The sequence below is a fragment of the Roseateles sp. So40a genome (assembly GCF_048081605.1).
Taxonomy (GTDB): domain Bacteria; phylum Pseudomonadota; class Gammaproteobacteria; order Burkholderiales; family Burkholderiaceae_C; genus Roseateles.
In genome coordinates this window covers 1,383,788-1,403,437 of the sequence record NZ_CP182288.1, presented here as the reverse complement: position 1 = coordinate 1,403,437, position 19,650 = coordinate 1,383,788, and the positions used below count along the sequence as shown (strand labels likewise).

Below are 19,650 nucleotides of genomic sequence, written 5' to 3'. Positions count from 1 at the left end.
ACATGCCCGTCGAGATTGACCTGAACCTCCTTCCTCCACACGTCCAAGTTGCGAGCTACAGGCCGCAACGCATCAAGCGCTACCAAGACAACAAGCTTATCGAAGCCCTGCCCTCACCGCTGGACGAACAGGGCATCTTTGAAGCACTAGAGCTCTACCCAGACTTCTCGGAGGACCAGCGCGAGTGGATTGGTTACGAGCGCATCCAGGAAACGCTGGGCTTGCTCAACATCATGTTTCCGCTGACGTCGCACATCTACTTGGCGACGACGTTGGATGCTCGCATCCGTGAGGGTCTCGTGGGTCGCAAGCCGCACTCTCGTAATCATGCGGCCATCTTTCAAGACATCTATCGCTTCCAGCGCGAAGGAATTCCCTTCCGACAAAGCCATAACACCGTTGCCACAGCCAGCTCCGAGGCCCTCCTTGCCATCCCCGGGATGGGCAAGTCGACCACCATTCGACGGGTGCTCGCAAGCTATCCCCAGGTCATTTACCACCCCGATGCTCACCTGTTTCAAGTCACATATCTGCACATCGAGATGCCGCGGGAAGGCGCAAGCTTCAAGAGCCTCGGAATCCAAATCATCAGCCAGCTCGACCAACTCATCCCAGATGCTGGCTACTACGAACGGTATGTGTCAAAGGGTCGGTTCAGCGGGTTGAACTTGCTCCACATCGCGAGCCGACTGATGAACGAGCATTACCTGGGCCTGCTCGTTGTGGACGAGATTCAGAACATCACCAAGTCCAGTGGTGACGACCAAGTGATGATGACCGACCTGGTGTCCCTGTGCAACGTTAGCCGGATTCCCCAGCTGTACGTCGGCACGAATCAAGCGTCCAAGGTTCTGACCAAGGACCTTCGCCAAGCTAGGCGCTCCATCGGACCCGGCCTCGGGGACTGGTCACCGTTGCCAAAGTGGAACCGGGCGGACGTGGACGGGAAACTCGTCAACGTCGCGGGCGAGTGGCACGATTTCATCGACCAACTCTGGCGCTATCAGTGGACCAGGAAGTCCGTACCCCTGACCGAGGAGCTCTACAACACGATTTTCGACTGCACCCAAGGCGTCATCGACCTGGCGCTCAAGCTCTTCATCATTGCTCAGGTTCGGGCCATGCTCGACGGAACCGAGACGTTATCCAAAGAATTGCTGTTGGATGTCTTCCGGAAGGACATGCACTTCGTCCATGAAATCGTCGGCGCCCTAGCCTCCGGCAACCCGAAGAAGCTCTCGAAGTTCCCGGACGTGGAACCGTTTGACCTTAGTGACTACGTTCAGCGGATGGTGAACCGCTATCTGTCGAGCAAGAAGCGTAACCCGGCTGCGTCCGCTCGTCCTGGAGCTCCCGACTTTCTGGCGCGCCTGGAAGGCGCTGCTCGTCTCCTGGGGATGAATGAGGCAGATGCCGAAGCAGCTGCCAAGGTGGTGGCGGACCAAGGCACAGCAAGGAACATGTACGAAGCCGCGGCCCAGCTCGCCAAGAATGCCACTGAGCCGTTGCGCAAGGCACCATCCAAGTCCCCCAAGAAGGCTGATAAGTTGAGCGCTGCAGTTGAAGGCTTGGACCTGAGCGAGCGCCCTCTGGACTATCGCAACGCGCTCGTCGACGCAGCAGTAGCTGCGAGCGCGGCCGCAACGACGGGCTCGAAGAAGATGTCCGTTCTCGACGCGCTCGTCAAACGCGGCATGGTGCGCGACATCGAGTCGCTCATCCCCATCGAGTGAGGTGGCGGATGCCTTGGCAGACGTTCCTCCCGGCACCGTCAAGGCCATTCATGCCGAGGAGCCTGCCGACGCCCTACCCTGACGAACTTGCCGGCAGCGTCCTTATGCGCGGCATCATCCGCTGTGCTCTCCCTCAGAAGCGCTTCCTCAAGGAAATCTTCGGCAAGCGCATGTCCAACCTTTCGTTCTTCTTGCCGGCCAACATCTCCTGTCTGGCGAACGCGATGCGCATCTCACCGGAGCGGCTCCTGTGGGGCCACACCATCTTTCCTTACGCCGTTTCCCACATCTCCGTGGCCGCGGCGCACGAGCAAGCCAACCGCTCACTCGCCCGTTGGGGCACCAATGGAGCCGACGCGAGGTGCTCTGCGGCGTTGGTTCAGGCGGCCACGCAGGGCGTCCAGTCGCTTCGCTACTGCCAGCAGTGCGTCGCGTCGGACATCAGGAGGTTCGGCGAGAGTTACTGGCACCGTGCGCATACGCTACCGGGCGTCTACGTGTGCCACAAGCATGGCCTGGCACTATGCGAGAGCGACATCAGCCTCGTTCAGGCCGCGCGCTCCTATGAGTGCGACATTCCGCAGTATCAGTCCTCTGCCCCCAACCAACTGCCTGAGGTCCCCGCCAGCGTTCTGCAGGGATTAGCAGTTCTCAGCGCGTCCTTGGTGCGTCGGCGCCAGGACTGGCATGACGACTGGCAGCCTCAGTATCAGCTCTTCGCGTATGCGACCGGCTTCTCGGCCAAGTGGGGAGAAGTGGCTAGTTCGCAGGTTGCAAAGCACCTTGAGGCGATGTACGGAAATGACTTCCTCCGTAGGCTGGGCTGCCAAGTGGACAGGCCGAGCCATTCTTGGCCGGCGCTTATGGTGCGTCCCGGCACAGTTGGCCCGTTCAGTCCACTGAAGCACGTGCTCTTACGCACATTCTTTGCTCACGCAACCCACGGACCCAAGACGTTCTCATATCGACCTAGCGGCAAGATTCCCCGCGATTACGCCTCCCTCGACGTTCAGTTGGCTGAGGGCGTTTCAGAACTCGTCGCCGCGGCGGAGCGTGTTGGCCGTCTAACCACAGTCACCGAAGTGATGACCTCGTTGGGGCGCTGGTCCACCTATCGCCATGACCGGTCGAAGTTCCCGCTGACTACCGCGGCACTTTTGCGGTTCAGGTCATCCGAGAGCTCCGAACGCAAGCTGGGGCGACGCCCTCGACGCAAGGCCGGAGGTGCGGACACCGCCACCAGCAAGGTGTCGAACCCTTCCTTACGCGGTGAGCGTCACTCCACGTCGCGGGAGACTCCGTCGCCCACCTGTGCACCAGCTACAGACGACGCATGAGAAATCGCTACAAGCGCTCCTCGAATGCCGGAGCGGAGTTGGTAACGAGCCTCAAACGGGTTGAAGGCAAGTTCGTTGCCTACGGTACCGGCACCGGTCGAGCCAGGCTAGGCATCGGCGCTGACCATCTGACGTTTCAAGGCATCCCCAACAACAAGCCGGACCGAATGCGCGTGGAGAGCGAGTTCAAGAACTGGAAGCCAGCGTCGCTGTTGGAGTACTGTTGTGCTCTCTCGATGGACTTGGACGGGGAACCCTCTCACGAGACTTGGGCATTCGTTCACAACGGGATGCGCGTGGTCGTCCCCGCTCTCGTGCTCATGCGGGCGCTTCTACGGCCGCATGACCCGGTGTTCGACTTGGCCTTCAAGTCTCACTCTATCGACGCGATGGTGACCTACACAGGCGACACCGAGCTATCGAGTGGGGAGACCGTCGTTTCCGTGGTTCAGTCCTATAGGTATAGCGCTGCGACGAGCAACAAGGCGACCATCCTGGAGCCGCTCTCCTGGGCGTACTCATTTCCGTCGGCGCGCCAGATGTGGAACAGCATCTACGCCCACGCCACGCATGGCCGCATAGCAATGCAGCTTCCCCATGCCTGGTCGCACATGGTGGTTCACGGCGTCGCGCACGCTCGAAATTTCTATGTCACGCAACTGGCTGTCGTTTCCCTAGAACCGCGCGAGGAGCCCTTTGAGTTCGCTAGCGGACATGCGAGGGTCATCAAGTTCCACGAAGCCTTAGAGGTTGTCGCCAGCGGACTGAAACCGCTACGGACCAAGGACGATTCCATCAAGCTCCACAGCAACCGAACGTCTGCGCTTTCCGACGCAGAATGGTCAGAGATTGCCCCGCTCTTCTCGCGTGGAGGAAGCCATGACGGCAAGACCGGCAACGTGCACGACCAGCGGCTCATCGTAGACGGCATCCTGGCCAAGCTCACAGCGGGTACATCGTGGACTGAGACCACATACGCGCAGGGAATTCCGCACACAAGCGTCTCCATCGCATACCACCGATGGCAGAAAAGCGGCCGGTGGGAGGCAATCATTAGCACCCTGAATAAACATCGAATCTAGGTGTAGATGCGCCGGAGTTGTCTACTAGCTCAACGATGCACACGCGGCGTCACCTTTAACCCTAGCAACTATTGATTCCGATGTTTACCTTTGACGGCAGAGACATTGAGTTCATCTCTACTCTGGATGCCTCGCTTGCACGCCATCTCCCCGAGAACATCTGTGTCCTACTCAGCGGAGCGCCGGATTGCAGCGTCGTGACAGTTGGGCTCGAAGGCGGCTTTGTCTGCCTAAATGTTAGCCATCCCGGCGTCGACTACATGCGACGCCAGCTCTTCTTCAGCTCGAACGGTGAGATAGACCTTCACAACCAACGAATCCGCCTTCACACAACAGCGCGAGGACAAGGCTTCCTGGCCCGAAGCGTCTCCCGGCAGCTCGAAGGGATAGAGACGCTGTCGGTCCAAGGCAACATGACGGTCTCTAGCTTCTCGACGGTGGTGGTTGCACCCGCGTATGCCAACCAAAACGACTCGCGCGCCGAGCCCGACATTGGCTACTGGTTGTTGCCTCAGCTCGGCTTCGATTCCCCTTGCATAATTCCTGGAACGCTTACTGAGAGGTTCCCGCGGGCTTCACCGAAATCTCTCGTCCGATTGCTTCAGGAGCGGGACATTCAAGACTGGTGGTTCGATGCCGGCAGGTCCGCCAGCTTTTCTCTGAAGTTCAGTTTGGAGCCCGGAAGCCTATCGCGGCAGGTGCTACGTGACTACACAACGCGTCAAAGCAACACGAATGGAACGGCTCTGTGAACTGGCATCCAACCTTCCCTGGAATTCATCTTTTCAACGCCGACGAGCTCGAGCAGGTGTACTACGCCCTCGCTCGGTCTTGCGGAATTCCGCTGACTGGCATCGACGGGTGTCTGAGTGAGCAGATTGCAGTTGAAGCACTCTCAACTCGCTTGGGGCAGCCTCTTGCCTCCAATTCGGTGACAGAGCCTAGACAGTCACTCCCCGTTCCTTAGACCGCGGCTCCCTGACGCTTAGACAGCGGGTCCCCAGACCATAGCTTGTCGCTCCCCCACCGCCTACGGGTCGACCGGCGTAAGTCCGCCTCGTGAATAGGGAAAAGATTGCCTTAGCGTGTGCCGAAAATCCCAGAAATAGAGAAGAGAGATGTATGAGAAGTGCGGCGCGAACTGCGGCTGCAGACACTCGTCGGCACTCTCGACGTACCCAATCGGATGGCCGGCATCAGGGACAACCAAGTTGCGCTCGGGTGACAAAACTACCCACATTTCAGTAGTCCGCCATAAGCCCATGTACCGCTTCGCCTCGACAAGCGTCCGGACTGAATCAAGGCGGCCCTCGCCCCGGGCAAGGCACCTGGGGACCTTCTCCTCCAAAAATCTGCGGCGAAGCAATCAAGAGCAAGCGCAAGCGCGCCTCGGGCGAACGTGCCGCCAGCGGACGCAGGGAGGGTCTCAGCCAGACGAAGTATCGGAGTTTAGAAAGCCAGACTTCGACGGCAGTTGGCAAACGGCCGACTCGGTTCGTCGCGGCCATCGACTCATGCGAGACCGCCGACGACCTCCTCATCGCGTACTCGCCGGAGGTAACCCTCAAGTCTGCGCCCTCGCCCGTGCACCGAGCCACCAACTCATTTCCTGCACTAAAGTGCGCCGTCGAATCCCAACTGGTTCACTTTCTCCATGCGAGTCTGCGCCTCCTGCTTTGACGACTCTGACCTTCGGCAGTTCATCCGTGAACGAGAAGACCGTCGAGGCTGCGATTTCTGTAAGAGGTTCGACGCGCCCACGAAGAGCCTTGAAGCCGTAGCGCGCCACATCGAGCAATGCTTGCTCCAGCACTATGGGCTCGCGGTCGACCAGCTTCCGTATGAAAGTGCTGAGGGCGGCTACATCGGCACCACCTGGGACACAGGCGAGCTACTTTTTGACAGCGTGGGGTTGAATCTTCCCCGCGACCACACGGACAAGCTGCGCTGGGCCCTCTTAGACGAGCTCCCCGATGAGCCTTGGTGTGAGTTCGATTGGCTAGTGCTCAACCATGACCAGGCGCTGCAATCCAGCTGGGAAGACTTCTGTGAGACGGTAAAGCACCGTCGACGCTTCTTCTTCCAGGCAACGAGCACCGACGGCCCCGATACCTTCACACCGGCAACCTTGCTTTCAATCATCGCGACGACCTGCGAGAGCGGCGGCCTCATCAGGATGTTGCCGGAGGGAAGACGCTTCTGGCGAGCTCGCGTCGACCTCCCGGTTGGCGAGCGTGGTACAGCCGCAGACTTCGGACCGCCTCCTCGTCAGTTTGCGACGCAGACCAACCGGATGAACCCCGCTGGAGTACCTATGCTGTACCTCGCGTCGACGCTCGCTACCGCGCTTACTGAAGCTCGTGCGTTCGAAGCGCGCGTTGGCCAATGGGTGGCGGCGCGGCCCCTGCGAGTTCTCGACCTACGTCGCTTGCCGGACGTGCCGGGCATCTTTTCGACAGCTTCTCGTCAGGGCCGCCTAGCCCTGCGCTTCTTGCGCAGCTTCAGCGAAGACATTATGAAGCCCGTCGCGCGCGATGACCGTGCGCACCTTGATTACCTGCCCTCGCAGGTCGTCACGGAGTTCATGCGGGACTTCAAGTTTGAAGACGGGCCCATCGACGGCATCGCGTACGACAGCACCATTCACCCCAGCGGATGGAACCTCGCGCTCTTCGCCGAGCCGCACCATCTGGGGCTGGGCTCCGAAGAGCGCGACTATCCGGTTCAGGAGGACGAAGAACACTGGCTGCGCTTCGTCAAAAGCGTTCGCGGTAAGAGGCAGCCTCCAGTGGCCTGACGAACCCGGCGCGGCTAGGCGGAGCCCTACGCCGCCATCAGCTCGCCTTCGCGATTTCGGTGGCCCCAGTTGTCGTCGAACCAAATCCTCGGCACCCCAGCTCCCGACGCTACCTCCCCGAGCAGGTTCTGCACTTCGAAGAACTCTTCGGCCGTCGAGATTTCCTTGATTCGCGAGAACGAGGGGCGCACCCCACACTGCCGGAGGCGGTTCATCACGATGCTGTCGACCGGCACGTAGAGCCAGGGCTCAATCTTTGACAGCGCGGCTTGGTCGAACAAGCCGGGACTGTTCACAATCTGGCGCGCGAAGAGCGCGAGGACCTTCGTGCAGTGACCCCAGCGGAGACCAGGGTGCACACGCTCGTTGTTGGCGTTCTTCTCCGCTAGGCAGCGCTCCAAGGTCGCGGTGTGCTCCACGAACCACTGCTTGAAGTCTGCTTCGCTCTCTACAGACCTAAGAGACGCCAGCGAAATCGTGGAAAGCAAGCTCAGCATGTCTGCCTTGCTCCCCTTCGCGAAGACCCTCACGACCGACGAACCAAGGATGACCCGCGCAGCATTGCTCTGCAGGGCTTTCGTGTGGTCTCTTTTGAGGCGTGCGAATTCCTTCGCCAACTGCGACCTCGCGGTCAGGTCCAGCGTCAACTTTCTCATGACTGCCCTCCCAGGCGCTTGTTCTTGATTGCTCTCGTGCGGCGGAGAGCGCGACTATCCGGCCGCCAATTGCACCTGCAGCGGAGCTGAAACGGCCGTCAGCTTGTTCAGCGGGTGCTTCCCGGTGAAGAACGCCTTAGCCTCCACGTTGCCACGCAGGATGAGGGTCTCGTGGACGCCTGACTCCTCAGCCAAGGCGACGCTAGCCTCTAACAGTGTGCGATTCAGTTCAGGCCTGAACGCATCGTCGATGAGCGCCTCGACACGAAGCTGCCGAAGTTCCAGGAACTCGCGCGCCACGTCGTAGCTTCGAATGACGTCCTGAAGCAGAGCCTCCAACTCGGGAATCTTCGGGTCCAGTTCGTCAGCCAGGTCCTTAGCCAGACCGACCAGGTACTTGCCCGCGAGCGACCCGATAAGAGCCCCGACCACGGGAATCGGAATGAGCTTCTGCCCAGCAGCACCCGCGAGCGCGACCACAGCGGTCTCGGCACACACGAAGAGACCGGTGCGGATGAACTCATCGCGAGTGATGCGGCCCTTGCGGTAGTCCCACGCCAGCGAACCCACACCCTTGGCAGCCGAGGCAACCGCTGCGGCCAATGGAGCCGCCATCCCCGCGAAGTTGGTGGCCAGGTAAATGCCACCCGCGGTCACGGCGCCCACACTAGCGCTGGTGGACACTTCCAGCCCTAGAGACTTCCAATCCTCCGCGGTCAGCTCGCCCTTGAAGAGGTTGCGGCCTTCCTTATGGAAGGCCCAGACCTGCGTTGCGAAGGTGATGCCGCCGGCGATGACGGCGGCCTGCCCCGCGACCTTGAGCCCTTCAGACCAAGATGCTTGATGGTCGAGGTGGATTTCGTCCTTGAGCTCGTAGTTTCTGTCCCACAGCTCCTGTTCATGTTGGTCCACCGTGTCATGAATTGCCCCCTGTTGCACATCGGCGTAGGTGGGAATTCCGGGTTGGACCGTCTCGGTAAAGGGCTTGCCTGTCTTCGCTTCCAGGTCGGCAAGCCAAGCGCGAATCTCTTCTGCCTTGCCGGGCTTCACGCCTGGCACAGGGTCACCGTTGGCTATAGCAATTAGCTTCCCGAATTGGTCCTTAGGTAGGGTGTACTTGCCGCCCGAACCCAGGAAGTCTGGATACTTCTCAGCATGGCTGCTGAAGGCGGCCAGCCCATCTTTGAAGTTGTTGTGGAACTTCGACTGGAAGTCCACGCCGTCGATGCTGTAGTCAGCCATCCCAATGCGGCCGCCTGGGACATCCAGGGTCGCTGTAGCAGCTTGTCCGTCAAGTGACCTTCTCGCGTTGGTGATATGGACCTCCAACGCCTCAGCAATTTCACCGTGCTTGGTCTTGATGTTCCCAATGATTTTTTCGGGTGAGCCGAGGAAGTCGCGCATGGAGCCCACATGCTCCATCGCCCTATCAAAACTGGCATCCTGCAGGGCCTGTGCAGCTTGCTCAGCGGACAGACGCTGCAGGTTGACTCCGTTCACCGCCGCGCCAATCACTTGGTCGGCGACGGCACTCCGTTCAATGCGGCTCTTGCTCATGCCACGGCCCTCCGCTTGGCGGCCTCAGCTCGAGCTTCGTCAAGCGCGTCGGCTGCGGTCTTGGTCAGCATCTCAGACAAGCTCATCACCTTGTTGACGATTGACGCCAAGTGCTCTTGAGCGGCTTCCGACAACGCGGTGAAGTCCGTGCCCACAACTCCGCGTTCCTCAAATTCCTCGAGGTCCTGAAGCAGGCCGCCGATGAGTCGTTCCGTGTAGGACCGAATGCCTTCAAGGTAGATTCCCTGCGTCAGGACCTCTTGGGTAGCAAGCTGGACCTTTGCCCGCGATTCGGCTGCCAGACGAGCGATTTCCGCATTTTTCTTGGCGGCATCCCACAGCTGCTTCCCTGTCAGAACAAGAAGGCCGGCTCCAATGATTTGGCCAACTAGAGGCATGGCCATCGTCGGTGCAGCAACGACACGAGCTCCGACCCCAGCGCCAAGAAGGCTCATCAGACCAGCGCTTGCACCGCCGGCGATGCCGTACGTCGATGTGGATGCGCCGAGGATACCGAGCACCGTTCTCATGGTAGGTCCGCCCAGCGAGGTCAGCATCCGGGCCGACATAAATATCGAAGAGGCTGCGGCTGCGTCGATACCAATGGTCTGAGCGATGGACTCCGGTCCCACCCTCATCTGCTCTGTCAGCGATTCGGCCTCATGCAACATCGCAGCCAAGTCTCGAATACGCGCATCTGCGTCCCAGAACTGCTTGATTGCCTTGGGGAACTCTTGGGGCTGATTGCTGAAGCGACTGACGAGTCCGTCCACCTTGGTCATGACGCCGAGTGCAGCGCCTACGCGAACCTCGTAGAGGGCCTCAGCCTCAGTGTTCAGGGAAACGAAGCTGTTCTTAAACGAGACAAGGCTCTCGATAAGCTTTCGCTGCTGAGCGTCGGCTTCCTTGCTGTTGATGGGGTCGAAGTCAAACATGAACGTGGCCTCCCTGGCCTACAGATTTGTTCAACCTTTGTATCAGCCGGAATGTGCTCGCGCTCCCCTTGCCCGATGTCAAGTCGCGTCGGATTTAACGCACGCGCCGCCTCAATGTCCCGGACGCATCGGCGGATGACCTTGCCAGCCTTCATGGGAAACCGCGCGAGTTCGAGGTTCGCAGCGGTTGGCGCGGCGAGGCTTGCCTCTACCTCCGTCCGGTCGAGCAACCGAATACAGCGCGCCGGCGGCGCGTAAAAGAGCTCAACGGCAAAACCTGCGGCTCGCGCCGCCTCCGCGATGGCAATCTCCGTCTGGCCTAACCGTCCTGCGCTCCCGCTCACATACGGAGGAATCGGCGTGTCAGGGACGCAGATGCGGAGCGCGCCCTCCGCCGCAGCTGCACTCGGCAGCGCCCAGGCATATGCCGCAACAGCGGGGAGGAAGGTGAGCAACGCTCGCGACATCGGCTTGGGCATGCTCGAAATCCTGGCACCGGGTCTGGCCACGCCGCACGCAGGCTGGCATTCGGCCTGCCCTGATGACTCATGGCCACGCTCGCCTGGTCTCACTCAAGGAGTCAACATGTCCGAGGAAGCTAGATTTGCCGCACCCGGCGGCGCGTACGGCGGCGCACCTGCCGCTTCCAGCATCGACGTCACCAACGACGCTCAAGTTCAGTCCTGGGCCGAGAAGCTCGCCGTATCCCCTAAACAGATTCGCGACGCGGTCCAACAGGTCGGCCAGTTTGCAAGTGATGTTGAGGAGCACCTCAAGGGCTCACGCTCAACGACAAACGCGGAAGAGACCAAGAAGGTCTTGTGACCGAGGCGATTGCTTATGAAGGACATCCACCCCGTGACCCCTGACGGTCGGTATTTCGTAGTGATGGGGCGCCTGTGGAGGCGCTCCAATCCGGCCCTTCCTCCGAGCGAAGTCCAGGCGCTGGTGTCTGAACTCATGGATGCTCGCCGTCGCCTCGCCACCAAGAATATTGGCGAAGATGAGCGAGTGCAGACCCGCCGTCGAGTAGACGCGGCCAAGCGTGCGCTCGGAGAGCGCGGTGACGTTTGGTGGGATGACGGGGCGCCCGACCTGAACCGGCACATGGTGCAGAACACCCCGTATGCGGATTGGTACAACGCAGTTACCAAGAGCTAATTGGGGCCGTGCTCAACCACATCTTTGAGATGGGTCAGGTAGCTGCTTGAGCAAGCGTGAGCATCCAGCATTACACCCGTGAAACCCTCTAGCAAGCGGGTCGGGGGCCGGCCTCCCGAGCTGATGAGCACGTGCAGGTGATGAGAAATGGCTCGGCAGCGGGACTCTGCCCTGGGCCATCGCGGGTAGTTTGATAGCCGTGGCGCTTGGAACCCCTCCTGCAGGCGCCGAGTTCGTCGGTGGTCTAGTCGGATTCCAGGCGACACACCGCGCCCCGGCAGGAAGATTCGTTGGGCCATCGAAGGATTGGGCTGTACCAAGTTCTTGGCACAGCGCCCTCGCCTACAAGAAAGGGCGGCGCCCTCTGGCTGCGCACGCGCGGGCGTCGGGCTACCTTGTCGGAAATCCTGCGACGAACGCATCACTCATGACCGAAGCCGCTCAAACCACTGAGTTCTCCTCCACCGTCCTTCAGACGAAGGCCTATTTGCCGTCCGCGGAAAAGATTGGCGAACCGGACCAGATGGGACGTGATGGTCTCGAGGCGCTGGTTAGTTTGGCTGCTCTCACCGAGCTCGCCGACGAAGCTCGTGCAGAAGCCGCTTACCGCGAAGCAATCGCTGCCGAACCGAGCATGGTCAACGCCTACGGCGCCCTCGCCACCCTTCTCTGTCGTCAGGGCCGGGAGGATGAGGCTCTGGACGTCATCAACGCTGCGCTCGACAACTGTGACAGCAGCGCGAAGCTGCACTACTTCCGCGGCTATGCGCTGGAGTCGGCAGGTCGATTGGCCGCAGCGATTGAGGCTTTTGGGCGAGCGCTGGCCCTTGATAGAACTCTCGCCGAGCCGCACTACCGCCTAGGGCTTCTTTGTGCACGCCTAGGCGACCCAGTCACCTCGGCTCGACACCTGGCGCGCTATGAGCGGCTCATCGTCGCGCGGAGTCGCACAGGCCAGTTGAACTGAGCGAGCCCAGTCTGAGTTCCAATCCGCTTCCCACCGCAGCTCGCAGGAGGGTCCGCCTTAACACGCATGGTCACCGCGATTGGTGCGGCCCCATCCGCAGGTGACAGCCGAGTGGTGAAAAGAATCATGTCAGACAAGTGCGATGCGCCGGCTTAAGAACCGGGAATCCTTGAGAGCAAACCTCCAAGGTTGCTCCACCGCCTTGGAGATTCCAACGCGAGGCCCTATCGAAAGCTCAACCTCCATTCTGGGCGGCAAAAGCTCTATCGCAGGCGGCCGGATGACCGCACCGTCGAAGCTTCGGTCGAGGCCGAGCGCCTGAGCAACGCAGCCAGGTCCCGCGCAAAGTCGCTTCAGGTCAGTGGTTCCCCGTCGAATCTCCATCGTGGCCACGCCGTGGGTCGGCTCGAGCGCTCGCACGAGAACCGCAGCCCCTTGTCCCACGGGTCGGCACACAAAGTTGAAGCACCAATGAAGTCCGTAGGACAGGTACACGTAGGCGGTACCTGGTGGACCGAACATAGCCTTATTCCGCGGCGTGACGCCACGAAAGCTATGCGAGGCCTCATCATTGAAGTCGTAAGCCTCTGCCTCAACAATCCTTCCGCCCACACCGTGGATGAGAAGAGTGCAGCCAATCAGCGACCGGGCGACCTCGACCGGCCCCAGCTCGAAGCTGGGGAGCGCCCCACCCATCGACTCAACATCCTTCACGACGTTGCTCCCGTGGCAACAAAGCCTACGCGCCAACTCGCCGGCGTATGCGGGCCGCGGGCTCGCAACCACCCTAAGTGGGCCCGATTGCGCCTAGCAGGACGGCCGTCGGCTAGCCACTTCTCTATGGCAAAAGTGGGAGACGCGACCGGAAAAGCCGGAGCCCTTCGGCGAATCAGCGAATATGTTCTCCCGCGCGCACATAAGTGCGAGGGCACACAACTTGCTCCGCTTGGGCTCAACAGCGTGAACAAAGATTTTGCCGTCCCAACCGAACATGACACCCGCTTCCGCTCCGACATAGCGTTGCAGATAGTTGGGGTCGTACAGAAGCTCGACCATGCAGTCCTGGCGTTGAGCGCGGCGCTTGGGCGTTCGAAGCTAGTTACCTTGAAGTCCGGAGTGAAGGACCTGGCCGCGCTCAGCGAATCTGTAAAGCTCACAATCCTGATGGAACGGTCGTTCGAGGAGATGGTGGCTGCGGTCGATGACCTCTCCCTCGCCGTTCGACAAGTTTCTACACTCGCGTTGAAGTCACGCTTGGACCACAACTCTCGACTCTTGGTTGGCCTAGTGGTCGACTCCACGAGCCTGCTGAAACGGCAGTTTGACCGCCTCGCCAACGGCACCCCCGACTAGAGACTGGTGGACTACTCCGGCGAAAAAGTGGCCGACGCCACTGTGGGCTCAGAGGCGATGACCCTCGCGCGCAACGAGTCCAGGAGCTCCATTTCAGCAACTCGACACGCGTGCAACTGGAGGATAAGTTGCTCGGCATCGGGCTCGTCTCTCAGCAGCGCTGCGACAAATTTCCACTTCAGTTTGGCTGACTTTGCCTCGGCTTCTAGCCACAGCTGCATCGCTTCGTTCTTCTGCGCGTCCATGGTTACCGCGTGCAAGCGTCATGCCCGACGAGCAGCCTCCATCGTCGCACCTTGTGAACGCCTCGCCCGCTCCACTGAGCTCCTAGTGAGCTCCGCCCCCAATGGAGCGTTGCTCCCCAACCTTTAGACCCTCGCTCCGTAGGCCGACTCCAGCGACCGACGTGAGTCGTTATCGGTGAAGGGAAAGTCTTCCAATGACGCCATGCAGGCCTGCAGGACCAGAAGAAAACAGGGAAGTAAAGCCCCCGGCCAGCCAGACCGCCGGGTGGCGACGGAGTGGGCACACTTTCGGCAGCCCAGGTGGTCTAATGAAGATGCAGCGAACTAGTTCCCTTCAGAGGACAGGAGCATCCAATTGGCAAAGTCATTGAAACAAGTCCTGGAGCAAATCGACAAGCTACAGATGCAGGCCAAGACACTGCGGGCGAAAGAAGTCGCCGGCGTGGTCGCTCGCATCCAAGAAGCTATTCGACACTACTCTCTCACCCCCGAGGAGCTCTTTGGACCTAGCCTCGGCGCGAGCGCCAAGTCGGTCAGAAGCGGCAAGGGTGCGGCAAAGCGCAAAGGAGCCGCGTCGGCTAAGTACTCGGACGGGACCAATAGCTGGGGCGGCATGGGAAAGCGGCCGCGTTGGTTTAATGAGGCGCTCGCGGCCGGCAAGACGAAAGAAGAGCTTCTGGTGCAGCCGAGCGTGGGCGAGCCCGGCCGCCGTCAGCGGAAAGCCGGGAAGCCTTCGACCCCTCGTAAGAACAGCGGGATTCCGAAGTTTCACAATGGAGAAGGTCTGACCTGGACCGGCCGAGGCAAGAGGCCGGCGTGGTTCATCGCAGCCCTGGAAGGCGGCAAGACAGCGGACGACCTGCTCATAAAGTAATCGACAGCCTGCGAGCTCAGCAGATTTCGAAATCCTCTCCGACCTTAGTCGGATGCGAAAACGGTGTGGCCCGCCTAGAGTGCGTGATGCCGTCGTTCGCAAAGGCTTCGCTGCATGGAGCTCCCTCTAGCGACGGCTTGGCCCAGCCCCGGCTGGGCCCTTTTCTTTGCCTTACACTACAGCAGCCTAGCGGCTACCTCGGCGTGTCCGGTGCCGGGACAATCTTGACGAGGCGCGCAGACGGGAAGGCCATCTTGACCGCGGCCATCGCACCTCCCAGAGCCTCTTCCGCCGACCTCGCGCAGCGAACGAACTGCAGCTCCAGGTGCCCGTTGAGACTAGCGCCAGCTATCGCGTCGCAAATTCCAGTCGGTTCAAGTCGCTCCATTACGAGGTCTGCCAAGCCATCTGCTTCGTCAAGCTGATATCGCAGCGTGAACTCGAATTCAAGCGTTGCGCTGGCAGGCCAGCTCTGCTGCCCGGACAGCGCGTAGCTCTCCGAATCGGCTGGTTTCTTGGTCATCGAGCGCATCGAGTCCGTCAGTGAGCCAGTTCACCCGCGGCTAGCTCGTCGTGCGACAACGGCGCCTCGCCGGCAAGGCCGGATGCGTCTGCTGCCGAGTCCCGAGAACGTTCAAGCAGAGCTCGTCGGCCGGGGTCTGCACCGATGATTCTGCGGGCCTCGGCTATGGCCGCACGATGCTCAGGCCGCCTGCGCGCCCAGTCCGAAAGAAGGCTGCCATGCCGGGCCGGGAAGACTGACCACCAGTCCACGATGCTCTGCGCGTCATTCAGGTCCAGAAGCATGTTGCTCGCTCCTAAGGTTGAGGAAGCCACTATACTGTATGTTCATACAGTATCAAGACCATGTTGGTTCGCGCGCTTTGTCTTCGCCGCTTGGGCGTGAAGCTCTCGGCCGAGGAGCTAAGAGCTTCCTCGCCGATGGCTGGGGTCCTGCGCATGAATCGCAGCCTTTACGCTGGCCGCGACGGCCGTGGAAAAGACGTGTGTTTGCTTATGCCGAACAACGGCGAAGTACGCCCGCTCGTTGAGCTGTTCGACGCGCGACTTATCCGCATCGAGCCCAGAGGCCTTCTCATCGGTGGCGAGGAGGATTTCTGGAATCGAAAAAGGAAGACGAGCTATCCGCAAGTCCTCTGGTGTTGGCCGGAGCCTCCACCTTTGAGAGATGAGCCCCCGCGTGCGTCAATCGGCAGCCCCGAAGTAGCGAGATTGCTGGAGGCGCTAGACGCCATCGCCTGAGGCAGGTCGACCGTGGTTAGTGTTGAGCCGCGCCCACGTCCTGCCTTCCTTGGCCAGCGAAGCCATGTTCGACTGCGAGCGCTCGGGCCGCGATTCGCTGCTTCCAGGCGTCGGACTGAACGTCAAACTCTTCCGAGCCCTGAGGACTAATGGCCGCGCGGCTGTGCTCAATTTGAGCTGAGAACGACGCTAGCAGTGAGGCTGGCTCCGGATGGGTGTCGACGAGGGCACACAGGACAGCTTGGAGATGGGTTCCCTGCACATGTAGGGCATATAGGGCCTCGCTCATCAGCTTCGCGTGCGCCTTCAAGTCCACCAAGACTCGTTCAATTTGGCCTGTAGATGGTTCGCTCATGGTCGGCTCCTTGAGCAGACCATGGCAAGAACGACTCCAGACTCCGTCGAGCGACTGCCCCTCGAAGCTTGCACAAAAAGAAGGGGCCCGGCCGTTTGCACCGCCGGGCCCAAAGTCGACCTCCGGTGGTCCTCCGGTGGTCTCCCTGCTCATGAGAGGAGAACGAGGGACCAACTCGCGCTAGGACTTGAGTTGGCAATGCCATTCTTGAACTCGGGACGTCTTGATGAAAGCGGCGCATGGCGGAATCTGCCGTGGTCAAAGCCAGTACAGGTTCAGAATCCCGCCTACAAATCTGCGGAATTTCCCCTACACCACGCAGAAGGGATGAACGAAAAAGCCGGGCACGAGGCCGGGCGGAGAGACCGAGACGGTGAGCGTAGCCAACCACCTTTAGGTCGATGCGCAGGCGGTGCCTCGTTCTCTCCACAAGGGCGGGCGCACCGGAAGAAATGAGCATCGCCGAGCCTTAAGACGGCGATATCACTTGTCATGGCAGTCCCTGAGGCTTCCCATCCTCATCACTTCGTATCGAAGCGCCCAGCGCCGAAAGCGCACAGAAGTGCTGCACCTCTTCATGCGTGAAACCCAGCGCCTGCAGTGAAGCCCTGCTACCGATGCCGGTTCGCTCGAAAGCTCGCAACACACAGTTCAAAGAGTCCAACGCGGACAACCTTCGCTCCTGGTACTGGGCCACCCGTACGCAGTTGCGGATGTCCTCCTCGATGGCATCCCTGACCATGGTGACGAAGTGCTTGACCGATGAAGATTCGGGGCGGGGTCTCCGGTCCATCACGCAGACCGTCCCCACCACTCTGCCCTGGTCATCTCTGATGGGTTGGCCGTAGTAGTGGACCAAACCTTGGGCGGCCGTAGGATTTTGATGCTCTACGGACGGCATCCGCTGTACATCCTGGACGAAGAGGTCCTCGCCTGAACGTACGACGTTGGCACAGTAGGTGTTGACGGCGAGGTCGAAGCGCTGGCCGGCTCGCGGCCCCTGCTCCTCAGAAGTGATTTGGGCAATGGTCAACTCGGCACCGTCTACGAGACTGACCATCGCTACTGGCATCGCAAGCTGCAGCGCGAGGCAATCAAGCATCCTCTGCCATCGCGGCTGGGCGTTCACTAGACCTTCGATGTGCAAGTCGATTTGCATCCCTTCCTCCTGCTGTCGTGATGCCGCCAAAAATCAGCCGGAGCAAGGCCTTAAGCCTCTTCCGGTCCGCAGTTGTCGATGATGCTGCTCAGCGCAGCAAGTACTTGGTGGGTTCCGGTGTCATCGAGCACCACGACCGTCAATCCGCGGCACTGCAGGTCTGCGTCAGAGCACTCGTCACGAGTTCCACCCAGCACCAACATCGGAACGCCCGATGCGCCGTCACGGATACGCTGAATCCCCTCTCGGCGCATCGCGGCCGGTAGTGAAAGATTCCAGACCACCGCACTAGGCGTGATGCAGTCGAGCAGGCGTAAGCCCCCCGCCGATGTGTCCGCTTCAAGCACTTGAGCGGACGGCCAGCGATGTGCGATTAAGCGCCCCAGCGCCAGGCGGATGATGGGATGGTCGTCAATGAGAAGAACTTGCACTCCACCTCCCTTAGCAGGCGTTCTTGTTCGCCGCATCGGTGAGATGCAGGCGCCCGAACGGAAGCCAGACTTGGACGTAGGTCCTAAGTGATAGAGCGCCGGGGCAGACGTCTTGCTTCGGATTTTTCGCAAGACCATCCATGGTCCCGGGTGATATCCGCCGTTCCCAGCGCTCAGCCAACGTAAAAATATAATGATTTTGCTCATAATCATAAACAGTCTGCGCGCGAAGATGGTCGCCACCTAGCCTTTTCATAGTCAGGGCTTACGCTCGGCACCTCAGACGGCGCGGACACCAACCAGGTGCCCTGATGTCGAAGCAAATCGCAATCTTTGCTCCCGTACGCACGCCAATCGGCTCCTTCGGAGGGACGTTGCGTGACGTGCCCGCCGCCGAACTCGGCGGCTACGCAATCGCCGCCACACTTTCGCGCGCGGGCCTGAAGTCCTCCGACGTTTCCTCGGTCATCATGGGCAACGTCATTCAGGCGGGCAACGCGATGAACGTGGCTCGTCAGGCCGCGCTGAAGGGAGGGCTTCCGGTCCATGTGCCTGCCCTTACGGTCAACCGTGTTTGCGGCTCTGGGGCTCAGGCAGTGGCTTCGGCTTATGCCGAAATCTTGTCCGGCCAGGCTGCAGTCGTGGTCGCAGGCGGCATGGAGAACATGGAACGTGCTCCCTACATGCTGCCGTCCATGCGCTCAGGTGCGCGAATGGGCAACGCAACTGCGGTCGACGCAATGCTCGTCGACGGACTTCACGACGCTTTTTCCGGCAAGCATTCCGGTTGGCACACTGAAGACCTTGTCAGGGAGTTCGGCCTGACTCGCGAGCAGCAAGACGAGTACGCCGCGGAAAGCCAGCGTAGGTTTGCGGTGGCCAAGCTCGCTGGCTGGTTCGACCGAGAGGTGGTATCGGTCGAAGTGAAACAGAAGAAAGGCCAAATCTCCTTCGTCGAGGACGAGGGAAACCGCCCTGAAACCAGCGTCGAGACACTAGCGAAGCTGCGTCCCGCTTTCCGCGAAGACGGCACCATCACAGCGGGGAACGCGCCAGGCGTCAACGCCGGCGCTGCCGCGATGCTCGTCGCCGACCTGGAAGTCGGGGGCGCGCTTGGCCTCACCCCAAGTCTCGTCATCAAGTCCGTCGCGGTTTCTGCGTTGGAGCCCGGACGCTTCGGCGCAGCTCCAATCCCAGCCATTCGAACCGCGCTGGACCGGGCGGGTTGGTCTGTGCCCGAAGTGGACCGATTTGAGGTCAACGAAGCATTCGCCGCAGTCGCCTTGGTCGTGCGCGACCAGCTTGGAGTCGACCCAGCTCGCTTCAACGTGGACGGCGGAGCCATCGCCCACGGCCACCCAATCGGCGCAACAGGCGCCGTGCTTATCACCAAGGTGGCACACGCTTTGGAGCGGACCGGAGAGAGGCGTGCTGTCGTATCTCTGTGCATTGGCGGCGGCCAAGGCATCGCGTTGTGCCTGGAACGACCGCAACCGGTCTAAAAATTCCTGAGGCGGCATTGCGAGGAAGGGCTTGCAAAGCAAGCCGTCAACAAGCCCTTCGTGCCATCCTCATCTTGAACTCTCCTGCCAATACGAACCTACGAGTCGCGGTTCGCCACCAAAACCATTTCCTTCAGGCAGGCGCCGAATCGATGCTACGCCGAAGCGGTTGCGTCACTCTCGTTGAGCATGAAGGCCTCTCGTCCGAGCAAGTTCCGACGGATGTAGTCGTAACCGACTTGC

At 60.6% G+C, this 19,650-nt stretch carries 21 protein-coding genes; 12 read left to right on the top strand and 9 right to left on the bottom strand.

The window, feature by feature from the left end; genetic code table 11:
* Nucleotides 1–2: 2 nt before the first annotated feature.
* The 5 genes from ACNI65_RS06555 to ACNI65_RS06535 all read left to right on the top strand — a co-directional run bounded on the left by ACNI65_RS06555 (nt 3) and on the right by ACNI65_RS06535 (nt 6,949).
* The gene (locus ACNI65_RS06555) at nt 3–1,733 is read left to right on the top strand and encodes an ATP-binding protein (protein WP_416761915.1); all 1,731 of its coding nucleotides are present in this window, start codon (nt 3–5) and stop codon (nt 1,731–1,733) included.
* A gap of 50 nt (nt 1,734–1,783) precedes the next feature.
* The gene (locus tag ACNI65_RS06550) at nt 1,784–3,070 is read left to right on the top strand and encodes a TnsD family Tn7-like transposition protein (protein WP_416761914.1); all 1,287 of its coding nucleotides are present in this window, start codon (nt 1,784–1,786) and stop codon (nt 3,068–3,070) included.
* Nucleotides 3,067–4,152, top strand: coding sequence for a transposase (locus ACNI65_RS06545; protein ID WP_416761913.1), 1,086 nt, complete (start codon nt 3,067–3,069; stop codon nt 4,150–4,152). Before ACNI65_RS06550 ends, ACNI65_RS06545 begins: the two co-directional genes overlap by 4 nt.
* Nucleotides 4,153–4,232: 80 nt before the next feature.
* Complete coding sequence (locus ACNI65_RS06540) at nt 4,233–4,904, top strand: hypothetical protein (protein WP_416761912.1); 672 nt, start codon at nt 4,233–4,235, stop codon at nt 4,902–4,904.
* Between the two features lie 902 nt (nt 4,905–5,806).
* Entirely contained in the window at nt 5,807–6,949 is a 1,143-nt protein-coding gene (locus ACNI65_RS06535; RefSeq protein ID WP_416761911.1) for a HEPN-associated N-terminal domain-containing protein, read from the top strand.
* Nucleotides 6,950–6,975: 26 nt separating this feature from the next.
* Here ACNI65_RS06535 and ACNI65_RS06530 read toward each other — a convergent pair whose 3' ends face one another.
* From ACNI65_RS06530 to ACNI65_RS06520, 3 genes are read right to left on the bottom strand one after another with little or no spacing between them, the layout of a single operon-like run.
* The gene (locus ACNI65_RS06530) at nt 6,976–7,605 is read right to left on the bottom strand and encodes a hypothetical protein (protein ID WP_416761910.1); all 630 of its coding nucleotides are present in this window, start codon (nt 7,603–7,605) and stop codon (nt 6,976–6,978) included.
* Between the two features lie 54 nt (nt 7,606–7,659).
* Nucleotides 7,660–9,162 carry a hypothetical protein gene (locus ACNI65_RS06525; protein ID WP_416761909.1) on the bottom strand — a complete coding sequence of 501 codons (1,503 nt, stop codon included), beginning with the start codon at nt 9,160–9,162 and terminating at the stop codon, nt 7,660–7,662.
* Nucleotides 9,159–10,097, bottom strand: a complete 939-nt coding sequence (locus ACNI65_RS06520) for a hypothetical protein (protein WP_416761907.1) — start codon at nt 10,095–10,097, stop codon at nt 9,159–9,161. Before ACNI65_RS06520 ends, ACNI65_RS06525 begins: the two co-directional genes overlap by 4 nt.
* Nucleotides 10,098–10,682: 585 nt before the next feature.
* Between ACNI65_RS06520 and ACNI65_RS06515 the strand changes: the two genes are divergently transcribed.
* The 3 genes from ACNI65_RS06515 to ACNI65_RS06505 all read left to right on the top strand — a co-directional run bounded on the left by ACNI65_RS06515 (nt 10,683) and on the right by ACNI65_RS06505 (nt 12,225).
* Nucleotides 10,683–10,922 carry a DUF3606 domain-containing protein gene (locus ACNI65_RS06515; protein WP_416761905.1) on the top strand — a complete coding sequence of 80 codons (240 nt, stop codon included), beginning with the start codon at nt 10,683–10,685 and terminating at the stop codon, nt 10,920–10,922.
* A gap of 15 nt (nt 10,923–10,937) precedes the next feature.
* Nucleotides 10,938–11,258: a hypothetical protein gene (locus tag ACNI65_RS06510; RefSeq protein WP_416761904.1), complete on the top strand. Its 321-nt coding sequence runs from the start codon at nt 10,938–10,940 to the stop codon at nt 11,256–11,258.
* 427 nt (nt 11,259–11,685) lie between these two features.
* Nucleotides 11,686–12,225 (top strand): tetratricopeptide repeat protein, encoded by a 540-nt coding sequence (locus ACNI65_RS06505; protein WP_416761903.1) that lies wholly within the window; start codon nt 11,686–11,688, stop codon nt 12,223–12,225.
* A gap of 129 nt (nt 12,226–12,354) precedes the next feature.
* Here the strand turns inward: ACNI65_RS06505 and ACNI65_RS06500 are convergent, their stop codons facing one another.
* Nucleotides 12,355–12,939: a DNA-3-methyladenine glycosylase gene (locus ACNI65_RS06500; RefSeq protein ID WP_416761902.1), complete on the bottom strand. Its 585-nt coding sequence runs from the start codon at nt 12,937–12,939 to the stop codon at nt 12,355–12,357.
* 126 nt (nt 12,940–13,065) lie between these two features.
* Between ACNI65_RS06500 and ACNI65_RS06495 the strand changes: the two genes are divergently transcribed.
* Nucleotides 13,066–13,578 (top strand): hypothetical protein, encoded by a 513-nt coding sequence (locus ACNI65_RS06495; protein WP_416761901.1) that lies wholly within the window; start codon nt 13,066–13,068, stop codon nt 13,576–13,578.
* Nucleotides 13,579–13,589: 11 nt separating this feature from the next.
* Here the strand turns inward: ACNI65_RS06495 and ACNI65_RS06490 are convergent, their stop codons facing one another.
* Complete coding sequence (locus ACNI65_RS06490) at nt 13,590–13,823, bottom strand: hypothetical protein (RefSeq protein WP_416761900.1); 234 nt, start codon at nt 13,821–13,823, stop codon at nt 13,590–13,592.
* A 355-nt stretch (nt 13,824–14,178) separates the two neighbouring features.
* Between ACNI65_RS06490 and ACNI65_RS06485 the strand changes: the two genes are divergently transcribed.
* Nucleotides 14,179–14,697: an H-NS family nucleoid-associated regulatory protein gene (locus ACNI65_RS06485; protein ID WP_416761899.1), complete on the top strand. Its 519-nt coding sequence runs from the start codon at nt 14,179–14,181 to the stop codon at nt 14,695–14,697.
* A gap of 193 nt (nt 14,698–14,890) precedes the next feature.
* Here the strand turns inward: ACNI65_RS06485 and ACNI65_RS06480 are convergent, their stop codons facing one another.
* Complete coding sequence (locus ACNI65_RS06480) at nt 14,891–15,220, bottom strand: hypothetical protein (RefSeq protein WP_416761898.1); 330 nt, start codon at nt 15,218–15,220, stop codon at nt 14,891–14,893.
* A 17-nt stretch (nt 15,221–15,237) separates the two neighbouring features.
* Nucleotides 15,238–15,504 (bottom strand): hypothetical protein, encoded by a 267-nt coding sequence (locus ACNI65_RS06475; protein WP_416761897.1) that lies wholly within the window; start codon nt 15,502–15,504, stop codon nt 15,238–15,240.
* Nucleotides 15,505–15,564: 60 nt separating this feature from the next.
* On the opposite strand from ACNI65_RS06475, the gene ACNI65_RS06470 reads away from it, so the two are divergent.
* On the top strand, nt 15,565–15,960 hold the full coding sequence (locus ACNI65_RS06470; RefSeq protein ID WP_416761895.1) for a hypothetical protein: 396 nt from the start codon (nt 15,565–15,567) through the stop codon (nt 15,958–15,960).
* Nucleotides 15,961–16,805: 845 nt separating this feature from the next.
* Here ACNI65_RS06470 and ACNI65_RS06465 read toward each other — a convergent pair.
* Nucleotides 16,806–17,474 (bottom strand): GAF domain-containing protein, encoded by a 669-nt coding sequence (locus tag ACNI65_RS06465; RefSeq protein ID WP_416761894.1) that lies wholly within the window; start codon nt 17,472–17,474, stop codon nt 16,806–16,808.
* 50 nt (nt 17,475–17,524) lie between these two features.
* A complete protein-coding gene (locus ACNI65_RS06460; RefSeq protein ID WP_416761892.1) occupies nt 17,525–17,905 on the bottom strand; it encodes a hypothetical protein in 381 nt (126 codons plus the stop codon).
* A 311-nt stretch (nt 17,906–18,216) separates the two neighbouring features.
* Here ACNI65_RS06460 and ACNI65_RS06455 point away from each other — a divergent pair, with 311 nt between their 5' ends.
* Nucleotides 18,217–19,407, top strand: coding sequence for a thiolase family protein (locus ACNI65_RS06455; protein WP_416761890.1), 1,191 nt, complete (start codon nt 18,217–18,219; stop codon nt 19,405–19,407).
* Nucleotides 19,408–19,650 lie beyond the last annotated feature (243 nt).